Here is a 10,519-nt window from a genome sequence, read left to right on the forward strand (position 1 = left end):
AACGATTGGATCGGCAGCGTTTCTCGGATGGGGCAGATCCGTGGAGCGTGCGACGTTTCTTTCGGCCTGGGCAGGCAGAGTTCGGTGCGGCGGAGTCCCGGCGTAAAGGAGGATTCCATGAACAGATATCTGATGCGGCTGTTGACCGCCTGTCTACTTGGGGCGGTCGCCGGCGGCGCGTGGGGGAGCAGCGCCCAGGCGGCTGATGGCGACGCCGCCGCCCCGGCCGCCACTCAGCCCCGCACGCACTCCCAACTCGCCGCGTCATTTGCGTTCAGCCAGTACGCGACGGTCAGCCCGGCCAGCGGCTGGGCGTTCGTCGCGGGTGACTTCGCCGGGGACGGCCGCGCCGATGTGGTTGGGTATCACCCGAGCAACGGCAGCCTCTGGGTCGGGCGCAACACCGGTTCGTCGTTTGCGTTCAGCCAGTACGCGACGGTCAGCCCGGCCAGCGGCTGGTCCTTCGTGGCGGGTCAGTTCGCGGGCGACTTCCGGACCGATCTCGTCGGATACAACGCCGCCAACGGCAGCGTGTGGGTCGGGCGCAACGCCGGTTCGTCGTTCACGTTCAGCCAGTACGCGACGGTCAGCCCGGCCAGCGGTTGGTCCTTCGTCGCCGGTGACTTCGCCGGGGACGGCCGCGCGGATGTGGTTGGGTATCACCCGAGCAACGGCAGTCTGTGGGTGGGTACGAACACCGGGTCGGCGTTCACGTTCGCCCAGTATGCGACGGTCAGCCCGGCCGCGAACTGGTCGTTCGTGGCGGGTCAGTTCGCCGGCGACTTCCGCGCGGATGTGGTCGGGTATCACCCGAGCAACGGCAGTCTGTGGGTGGGTACGAACACCGGGTCGGCGTTCACGTTCGCCCGGTATGCGACGGTCAGCCCGGCCGCGAACTGGTCGTTCGTGGCGGGTCAGTTCGCCGGCGACTTCTGGGCGGATGTGGTCGGGTATCACCCGAGCAACGGCAGTCTGTGGGTGGGTACGAACACCGGGTCGGCGTTCACGTTCGCCCAGTATGCGACGGTCAGCCCGGCCGCGAACTGGTCCTTCGTCGCGGGCGACTTCGCCGGCGACGCCAGGAGCGACGTGGTCGGGTATCACCCGAGCAACGGCAGCCTGTGGGTCGGCGCCACGGTGGGCTAGCAGGACGGCAATTGCCAGGTCACCGCAAGAGCATTCGCTCGTTCATTTCATCAGTGCCGGGTCTCCCGCCCGGGCGTCGGGGTCGCGCTCGACGCCCGGGCGTCCGCCGTGTCCGTCGGACCGTGAGCCCTCGCCCGGGCCGAGTCGTGGGGGCGAGGCACCGCACGGCAACCTTCACGACGTCACCGCGCAGCTCACGGAGATCCGTCGAGACCTTCCCGGCCTCGGGTGCGCCGTTGACCCTGCTCACCCGGCCGCCGGGCCTGACGCGTCGATCACCCGCTCGGCCAGCGATTGCAGCAGCGCGGCGATCGCGCCGACTGGAACGACGTGATCGACGACCGCGTCCCGCTCGATCGCGGCCTGCGGCATCGCGAACACCGGCGAGGTGGCCGCATCGCTGGCGATGACCACACCGCCCAAGCGGTGAATGACCGACGCCCCGGTCGCCCCGTCGTTGCCGTACCCGGACAGGACGACCGCGATGGCGCGCGGCCCGGCAGCCATCGCCAACGTGGTCAGTAACAGGTCGGCCGACGGGCGGTACGGTGGGCGCTCACCAGAGTCGATCAACGTGATCATCCCGTCGGGCGAAACCAGCGTGTGGTTGCCGGCTGGAGCCACCAGGACCCGGCCAGGCACCAGAGCGTCGCCGTCGGCCGCAGTCTTGACCCTCAGCGCGGTCCGGGCCCGCAGGATCGGTGCCATCCGGTCGGCCGCGGTGGGGCTTTGGTGCCGCAGCACGATGACCGCAGCGGGGAACCTGCGAGGCAGGTCAGCGAGGATCTCACACAGCGGCTCAAGTCCTCCGGCCGAGCAGACCAGCGCCACGACAGGAACCCCGAACCATCGACGGCCGGCAGACGACCGCCGAAGCCCAGTGGTGAACTGGGCGCGCAGGATCGAGTCATCGCTGCGGCGAGTCAGGTCCATCACGGCGATGCACCTCCTCTCACCATCGTGTGCAGCGGAAGCCGGCCACGGGAAGGGCCGATGGTCCGACCCGATGGCCTGCCATTACCAGGACGTTCGACCGCCCGGGTGGGGACCTCCACTCAAATTCGAGCAGGACATTGGCGGACGTGACCGGAGTGTTCATCTGATCGGCAGAGGACTGCCGCCTCGACTGTCCACAAGCGACTGATGTCGCGCTGAGATGGAGGGTGACGGTCGGTCGGGCGATGATGGACGTTCCCATGGGCGGCGTAGATCGATGGCGAGGGACCGGGCCAGCCACAGTTGGGTGTGGGCGGCAATCATGATCCAGGTCCATCGGTCGGCTGCCCGCGGGTCGCGTAGCTTCGGCCTGGTCCAGCCCAGCGTCTGCTTGAGCAGGGCGAATGTGTGCTCCAGATCGAAGCGTCGTAGGTCTGCCTGCCAGATCCGGTCCACATCCCGAGGATCCGCGCCGGCGCTGGAGCACCACAGCCACATGGGTGGCGCGTCGCGGTCACCGGGCAGGTACTCGACCTGGAGCCGGATAGGGGTGTCCTCGATGACCGGCAACGGGCCCTCATGATCGAGCCAGGCGGCGCGGTGGGTCAGCCGACGGTGCAGCCGGTCCCAGGCTCTGATTTCGGCTTTCCGTAGCTGGTCGTCTCGTTGATCGTGGTAACTGCCGACGCGGGCCAGGAGTCGGGGTCCTTCAGGTCGAACTCGCCGCCATGCTTGGCGGACGACCGCCGCACGGGTTGTACTCGTACGGCGGGGCGGGTAGCTGTGGGACCCGGTCGGCGCGGATCCGCCCGGCCACCTCGACCGGCAGATCGCGCAGCACCCAGGCCAGGCGGGTCACGTCGTAGCCCGCGTCGCAGACGACCAGGATGTCCGGGTCACCGAGCTGTATGCCACCCCATCGGCGGCGTTGCGACGAGCTGCATCCAACGCCGCAAGGACAGCGTCGGGGCCGCACAACCTCATCAAAGGCGGCCAGGTGTTCGGCGGGCGTCGCCTTCGTCTCACCGATCTCCCGGCCCGCGTGCTGCCTGTGCAACCACAGCGCGACCTGCGGCATCGGCGGCATGGCACGTCCCTATCGACCACATCGACCTTGTTGCGGCGTAGGACCTATGCCGGCTGGCCGAAGCCGTACCGCTCAGTCACGCGGGTGTTGTCCGTGGCGGGGCTCACGCTGCTCACCTTGATCACCGCGGCCGTGGTGGTCTCAGCCGTCACCACCGGAGACATCGCGCATGTTTGCACACCTCGTCGGCCTGACGATCAGCAGCAGGCGCCACCCGCGTCCGCCATGTGGTCGTGATCTGCCTATACGGAGAGTGACTCTGGCCGGCGCCCGGATCCGGCTCCTCGCCCTCAAGTCCGGCTACCGCTGTGGCCGGAGTTGATGTTGCGGGAGGCCGTGGCGGGCTGGTTTGATCCCCGGCATGGGTGCTGGGCGGTTCGCCGGGAAGCTGCTGCCGCCGCCTGGGCTGCCGCGCACTATCGCGTTCCAATCCGGGATGAACGCCGTCGGGAGTGGGGCGTTCCTCACCGCCGGAGTGGTGTTCTTCGTCCACGGGCTCGGGATGACCCCAGTGCAGGTCGGCATCGGGTTCTCCGTCGCCGGGCTGACCGGGCTGGTCGGAGCTTTGCCACTGGGGATGGTCGCCGACCGGCTCGGGGGGCGGGCCGCGTGGGCGATCGGGGCGGTGACCGGTGCGGCGTCGCTCGCGGTACTGCCGTTCGTGCACGCGTTCGCCGGTTTTGTCGCCGTGCTGGTCGGGTCGGCGGCCGCGGACACGCTGGCCGGGGCTGGGCGCACGATCTACACGTCGGACGCGATTCCGGCCGAGGGGCGGGTGCGGGCGATGGCGTTCGTCCGGACGTACCTCAACATCGGGCTCTCGGTCGGGACCGGGCTTGGGGCGCTCGTACTCGCGGCCAACGGGACCGCGGCGCTGATCGCGCTGGTCTACTTCGCGGCCGCCCTGCAGCTGGTCAATGCCGTTGTGGTGAGCCGGCTGCCGGTCGCCGTCCGGCCGGGGACGGCGGCGGGCGGGCCGAAGATGAGCCGGCTCGCCGTACTCACGGACCGGGGATATCTCGGCTACGCGGTGCTGGCTGGGGTGCTGCTGGTCCATGCCTACCTCATGACCGAGGTCCTGCCACTGTGGATCATCACCCGGACGGATGCCCCCAAGCCGGTGCTCGGGCTGCTGTTCGCACTCAACACGGCGCTGGTGATCCTGCTGCAGGTGCCCGCCTCGCGGGGGTCCGAGTCGATGGCGGGTACGCAGCGGCTGCTGCGGCTCGGTGGGCTCACCGCGGCCCTGGCCTGCCCGGTGGCGCTGGTCAGCGGGCTGACCAGCGGGTGGCTGACGGTCGCCGTACTTGTGCTGGTCATCGTGCTTCTCACCGCGACCGAGCTCTGGTTGTCCGCCGCCGAGTGGTACGTGCAGACGAGCGTGCCACCGCCCGCCATGCGCGGGGCCTACATCGGGCTCGGGCAGCTCGTCGGGTCGGTGTCGGGCACGCTCGCGCCGGTCGGGCTGACCCTGCTCGCCATCCAGACGGGCGGATGGGGGTGGTGGGTGATCGCCGCGATCTTCCTGGGCTGCACGATCGCCGCCGGGCCGGTGGTGGGGCTGATGGGCCGTACCCCGCGCGTTGATGGGGTCCAGCACCATGAGCAGGCAATTCCGGCGGTCCAGGCAAATTGATCAAGACAGAGGCCGGGCCCGGATCAGGTGACCTAGACGCTTGATCGACCCATGTACATTCACCACCGGCCGTTGCGGGTGTGAGATCGATCGTGCGTGTGGGGGATCCGTGTTTGCTGATGACGACGCCGCTGTGCTCGCCGTTGTGGTGAACGCCGAGGAGCAATACTCGATCTGGCCCGACGACCGCGAGGTGCCTGACGGCTGGCGCCGCGAGGGCACCACCGGCACGCGCGAACAGTGCCTCGCCCACATCGACGAGATCTGGTCCGACATGCGGCCCAAGTCACTGCGCGTCTGGATGGACGAGAACGCGGCGCAGGCCTGATCCCGGTGCACGCTCATGAGTGACGTTTACCCCGCCCTCGGCGTGCAGCGCGGCATGGTGCTCGGTACCCTGCGACGCCCGAACAGCGGCATCGACGTGCAGCAGATCGTCGTCGACTGGCCGGCCCCGGTGGAGCAAGCTGCGTTCTTCGCGACCTGGCAGAGCGCCTTCGACCGGCACGCCGCCCTGCGCACCGCGTTCCGCACCGACGGCGACCTGGGTCTGGTGCAGACCGTCGCCGGCCGCGTCGATTGCCCGGTGCGGCACAGCGACCTGCCGCTCGACGCCTTCCTCGCCGCCGACCGGGTCGAGCCGTTCGACCTCGCGCAGGCGCCGCTCGCCCGCATCACCCTGCTCGGCGGGTCCGACCAGGTGGTTTTCACGTTCCACCACGCCGTGCTCGACGGGCGCTCCACCCGTTTGGTGCTCGACGAGGTCTTCACCGAATACCGGGCGCGGGTTGCCGGCCAGCTTGCCGAACACCCGCGGCGACCCTCGTTCGAGTCGTTCGTGCGCTGGTGGGCCGGGGTCGACGGGGCCGCGGCCGAGATGTTCTGGCGCGACTACCTGGCCGGCGCGGCTCGCCCGTGGCCGCTGCCCGGGCGGCTCGGCGGGCCGGATGACGGGCCCGTCGCCGCGGCCACCGCCGAGCTCGTGCTGACCAGGGACGAGTCAGACCGGATCCGGGCATTGGGTACGCAGCTCGGAGCCGGCGCGAGCACGATGGTCACTGCCGCGTGGGCCCTGCTGCGCGGCGCGTGGGGCGGCACTCGTGACGTGGTCTTCGGCGTGACCCGGTCATGCCGTTACGGCAGCGTGCCCGGCGCCGCCGCGATCGTCGGCATGCTCATCAACACGGTCCCGTTTCGGAGTCGAATAGCCCCCCAGTGGACTGTGCGAGAGTTGCTGGCCGACACCGCGGCCCGGATGCTCCAGGTGCGCGAGCACCAGATGGCCCCGCTCGCCTCGGTACTGGACTGGACCGGTCTGGCCCCCGACAACCTCGACAGCCTGCTGGTCGTCGAGCGGCAGCGGCTCCAGCACGGCCTGGCTCCGCTCGATCAGAACGGCACTGCTCCCCAGGTGCGCATCCATCGCTCGCCCGCTCATCCGGTGACGCTCTACGCCTTCGACGAGCCCGAGCTGTGCCTGGCCCTGTTCTGGGACGGTCGCCAGGTGCACGATGCCGCCGCCCACCGGATGCTCGCCCAGGTCCGCGCCACCCTGCTCGAACTCGCCGGCCGACCCGATGCCCGCGTGGCCGACCTGCGCCTCGGCGCCGACGACGAGGCCGCCCTGCGAGACCACTGGCACGCGTCACGGGCGAAGCGCCTGCACACCGTGGTGGAGATGTTCGCCGCCCGGGTCGCGGCCGACCCCGCCGCGCCGGCCGTGCTCGACGGCGACACCACGCTCAGCTACGCGCAGCTCGACAACGACAGCGATCGGATCGCCGCCGCGCTACGCCGGCACGGCATCGGCACCGACGAGCCGGTCGGCGTCGTCATGCGGCGTAGCGCCGGGCTGATCCGGGTACTGCTCGGCATCCTGAAGGCTGGCGGGGCCTACCTGTGCGTCGACCCGGCCAGCCCGCCGGCCTGGGCGACCGCCCTGCTGCAATCCGCCAAGGTCCGTGTCGTGGTCGGCGCCCTCGCCGAACAGGCAACCGGGATGCTGGTGGTCGACCCGCAGGCGCTCGATGCCGAAGAACCCGCCGAGGCCGAGGTGCTGCCGCCGGTACACCTCGACAACCTCGCCTACGTGACGTTCACGTCCGGCTCCACCGGTGTGCCCAAAGGCGTCGCCGTGCCGCACCGGGCCGTCGCCCGACTGGTCACCGACGCGGCGTTCGCCACACTGGGCCCGGGCCGGCGGGTGCTGCACGCCGCGCCGGCCGCGTTCGACGCCACCACGCTCGAGGTCTGGGGTGCCCTGTGTACCGGCGGGGCGGTCGTCACCGCGCCACCCGACCCGGTCGCGCCGGCCGACCTCGCCACCTTCCTGCGCAGTGGCCGGGCCGATGTCGCGTGGCTCACCGCCGGGCTGTTCCACCACCTCGTCGAGACCGCGCCCGACGCGCTCGCCGGGGTCGACCAGATCGTCACCGGCGGCGACGTCGTACGACCCGAAGCGCTGCGCGCCGCCCTCACGGCCCGCTCCGGCCGCCCCCTCGTCAACGGGTACGGGCCCAGCGAGAACACCACCTTCACCACCACCTACACGGTGAGCACGCAGGACGAGATCGGTGAGCGGGTGCCGATCGGCGCTCCGATCCCGGACACCACTGTGCACATCCTCGACGAGCAGTTGCGGCCGGTGCCGATCGGCGCGGTGGGGGAGCTGTACACCGGCGGCGCCGGACTGTCCCGCGGCTACCTTGCCCAACCTGCCGCGACGGCCCACCGGTTCCTGCCCGACCCGGCCGGTGGTGGTGCCCGGCTCTACCGCACCGGCGATCTGGCCCGCTGGCGCGCCGACGGGGTCGTCGAGTTCCTCGGCCGGATCGACAACCAGGTGAAGATCCGCGGGTTCCGCATCGAGCCGGGCGAGGTCGAGGCCGTGCTCGCCGGGTACCCCGGCGTCGCCGAGGCCGTAGTCGTCGCCCGGGGCGGCGACGAGCAGCGGCACCTGGTCGGCTACGTCACCGCCGCGGACCCGTCGCTCGACGCCACCGAGCTGCGCCGCCACCTCACCGCGCGGTTGCCGGCCTACCTGGTGCCGGCCGCGTTCGTGATCCTCGACCGGCTGCCGCTGGGCCGGAACGGCAAGGTCGACCGGGCCGCACTGCCCGCGCCGGCCCCGCCGCCGCCCACGGTGGAGGCCGGGCCGGCGACACCGACCGAGCGGCGGCTGGCCGAGCTGTGGGCCTCGGTGCTGCCCGGCGAGCGCACTGCCGACGGGCTGCCCCGCGACGCCGGGTTCTTCGCCGAGGGCGGCAACTCGCTCAGCGCTGCCCGCCTGACGTTCCGGATACAGCAGGAGTTCGCGGTGCCGTTCAGCCTGGCCGCGCTGTACGCGCAGCCGACCCTGGCCGGCGTCGCCGCCGCCGTCGACGCTGCGGCCGCCACTCGACCGGCCACCGACGGGCCGGTGCTGCGCCGCCGCGACCGGTCGGCCAACCGGGTGGCGCCGCGCACCGGCTCGCACCTGGTGCCGCTCATCGGCGACTGGGCGCTGTGGTCGACGTTCTGTCTGCGCGGCGCCGGGTTCCCGGCCGAGCTGCTCACCCCGCTCGGCGACCCGGAACTCGCCGCGGCCGTCGACCGCCCGGACTACCCGCAGGAGTTCGCGCGAGCGGTCGCCCGGCTCGGGACCGCTTTGCACGCTGCCGCCGCGGACCCGGCGTTTCGCGAGGCGATCACCTGGCAGAACCGGCACGCCCTGACCACCGGCGTCGACCCGCTGCTGCGTGCCGGGCCCGCTCCGGCCCGGCGGGCCAGCAAGCACCGCCAGCACGAGGCCCTCGTCGCCAGCTACCTCCAGCGGTACTGCGCCAAGAACGACACGATCGGGTTCTTCGGCCCGGTCGGCTGGGCCGGGTTTGTCGACGGCGACGCCGTGACCGTCGAGCACGCTCAGCCCTCGCAGGTCGGCCGGCTCGTCGACCGGCGCACCGTCTACCTGGAGGGCTGGGCGGTCGCGGCCGTGCTCGAGCCGTTCACCGCGGCGCTGCGGCCGTGGCTGATCCCCCGCCGGCCGGCGTTTCTCGACGTCGACGGGTCGCTGCTCCGGGTGCCGGGCGCCCCGCCGATCGCGCTCGACCCGCTGACCGCGGCCGTGTTGCACGCGTGCGACGGGGTGCGCGACGCCCGCGCCGTCGCCGCGGAGTTGCCGGTCGGGCCGGACGAGGTGTTCACCATCCTGGAAAAGCTGACGATGGAGCACCGGCTGGTGTGGCGGCCGGAGATGGCGCCGCACGACACCCGGCCGGAACGCACCGCGCGGTCGATGCTCGACCGGGTCACCGACGAGGCGGTGCGGGCGGCGGCGACCGGTGCCCTCGACGACCTGTGCGCGGCGCGCGATGCGGTCGCCGCGGCAGCCGGTGACCCGGATCTGCTGGCCACCGCGACCAGCGCGCTGGAGGCCACCTTCACCCGGCTCACCGGCAAGCCGGCGACCCGGCGTGCCGGTCAGCTCTACGCCGGGCGGACCGTCGCCTACGAGGAGTGCCGCCGCGCCGACACCGTGCAGGTCGGGACCGGCACCCTCGACGCGGTCCGCGCCCCGCTCGGGCTCGTGCTGGACAGCGCCCGCTGGTTCACCGCGGCCGGTGCGGCCATCTACCGGCGGGTGTTCGAGCAGACCTACCAGCGGCTCGCCGCCGACCTCGGCACCCCGGTGGTTCCGTTCGCCGAGTTCTGGCTGCGGGTCGGCCCAACGCTGTTCACGCCGCCGGAGCGACTCACCGGTGCGCTCGGCCGGGCCCTGCAGCAGCGCTGGGCCGGCGTGCTGCGGCTGCCGCCGGACGCCCGGCGGGTGCGGCTGTCCACAACGGACATCGCCGACCGGGCCCGGCAGGCATTCCCGCCCGGACAGCCGGGCTGGCCCAGCGCCGTGCAGCACAGCCCGGATCTCATGCGCGCCGGTGACGAGTGGGTCCTGGGTGAGCTGCACCCGGGCGTCAACACGATCCGCTACGCGACCTGGCTGGAATTCCACGACGACGCCGCCGCGCTGCGGGCCGCCCAGGCCGCCGACATCGGCCGGCCGGTGGCCTACCCGGCCGAGACCGGGCAGGACGAAGGCGTGCCGACCCGGCAGAGCAACGCCCTCGTCGGCCCCGACGACGTACGACTGGTGTTCGCCGCCGACTCGTTCGGCCACCCGCCGGAGCGCACCCTGCCGGTCGGCGCGTGCGACCTGGTCGACACCGGGGACGGGCTGCGGGTGCGCCGCCGCGACGGCCGGCTCGACATGGACCTGATGGCCGTGCTCGGCGACACCGTCGCCGCCGGTCTGGTGCAGCAGTTCCGGCTGCTCCCTTCGGCCGAGCACACGCCCCGCGTCACCCTCGACGGCCTCGTCGTCAGCCGTGAGTCGTGGACGTTCGAGGCGTCCGCGATCAGCTTCGCCACCGTCGCGGACGAGGCCGACCGGTACCGCCGGATGCGGGCCTGGGTCACCGCCCACGACCTGCCCCGGCACGTGTTCGTGCGCTGCGCCGGTGAGCGCAAACCGATCTACGCCGACCTCACGAGTCTCGCCTCGGCCGACCTGCTCGCCCGCGCGGTCCGGCGCGCGGCCCGGCACAGCGGGCCTGCCGCGGCGGTGACCGTCGTGGAGATGCTCCCGGCGCCGGACCAGCTGTGGCTCACCGACGCTGCCGGGCGGCGGTACGCGGCGGAACTGCGCATCGTTGCGGTGGACAGGCGGAGGAACTGAC

The 10,519-nt window shown here is 72.0% G+C and carries 5 protein-coding genes and 1 pseudogene; 4 read left to right on the forward strand and 2 right to left on the reverse strand.

The genetic code is table 11. The annotated features are described in order from the left end of the window. Window positions 1–117 precede the first annotated feature (117 nt). Window positions 118–1,146 (forward strand): FG-GAP repeat domain-containing protein, encoded by a 1,029-nt coding sequence (locus EV385_RS26085; protein ID WP_130511827.1) that lies wholly within the window; start codon window positions 118–120, stop codon window positions 1,144–1,146. A gap of 246 nt (window positions 1,147–1,392) precedes the next feature. On the opposite strand, the gene EV385_RS26090 is transcribed toward EV385_RS26085, so the two are convergent. Together EV385_RS26090 and EV385_RS35985 are read right to left on the reverse strand one after the other, a co-directional pair. After that, window positions 1,393–2,079, reverse strand: a complete 687-nt coding sequence (locus tag EV385_RS26090; RefSeq protein ID WP_130513570.1) for a chemotaxis protein CheB — start codon at window positions 2,077–2,079, stop codon at window positions 1,393–1,395. A 225-nt stretch (window positions 2,080–2,304) separates the two neighbouring features. Further along, window positions 2,305–2,992, reverse strand: a pseudogene (locus EV385_RS35985) (transposase); the annotation flags it as partial. Between the two features lie 538 nt (window positions 2,993–3,530). On the opposite strand from EV385_RS35985, the gene EV385_RS26100 reads away from it, so the two are divergent. The 3 genes from EV385_RS26100 (at window position 3,531) to EV385_RS26110 (ending at window position 10,518) form a co-directional block, all read left to right on the forward strand. After that, the gene (locus EV385_RS26100) at window positions 3,531–4,805 is read left to right on the forward strand and encodes an MFS transporter (protein ID WP_130511828.1); all 1,275 of its coding nucleotides are present in this window, start codon (window positions 3,531–3,533) and stop codon (window positions 4,803–4,805) included. Between the two features lie 109 nt (window positions 4,806–4,914). Beyond that, window positions 4,915–5,133: an MbtH family protein gene (locus EV385_RS26105; protein ID WP_130511829.1), complete on the forward strand. Its 219-nt coding sequence runs from the start codon at window positions 4,915–4,917 to the stop codon at window positions 5,131–5,133. Window positions 5,134–5,148: 15 nt separating this feature from the next. Next, window positions 5,149–10,518, forward strand: coding sequence for a non-ribosomal peptide synthetase (locus tag EV385_RS26110; protein WP_130511830.1), 5,370 nt, complete (start codon window positions 5,149–5,151; stop codon window positions 10,516–10,518). The last annotated feature ends 1 nt before the right edge of the window (window position 10,519 follow it).

Source organism: Krasilnikovia cinnamomea, from assembly GCF_004217545.1.
Taxonomy (GTDB): domain Bacteria; phylum Actinomycetota; class Actinomycetes; order Mycobacteriales; family Micromonosporaceae; genus Actinoplanes; species Actinoplanes cinnamomeus.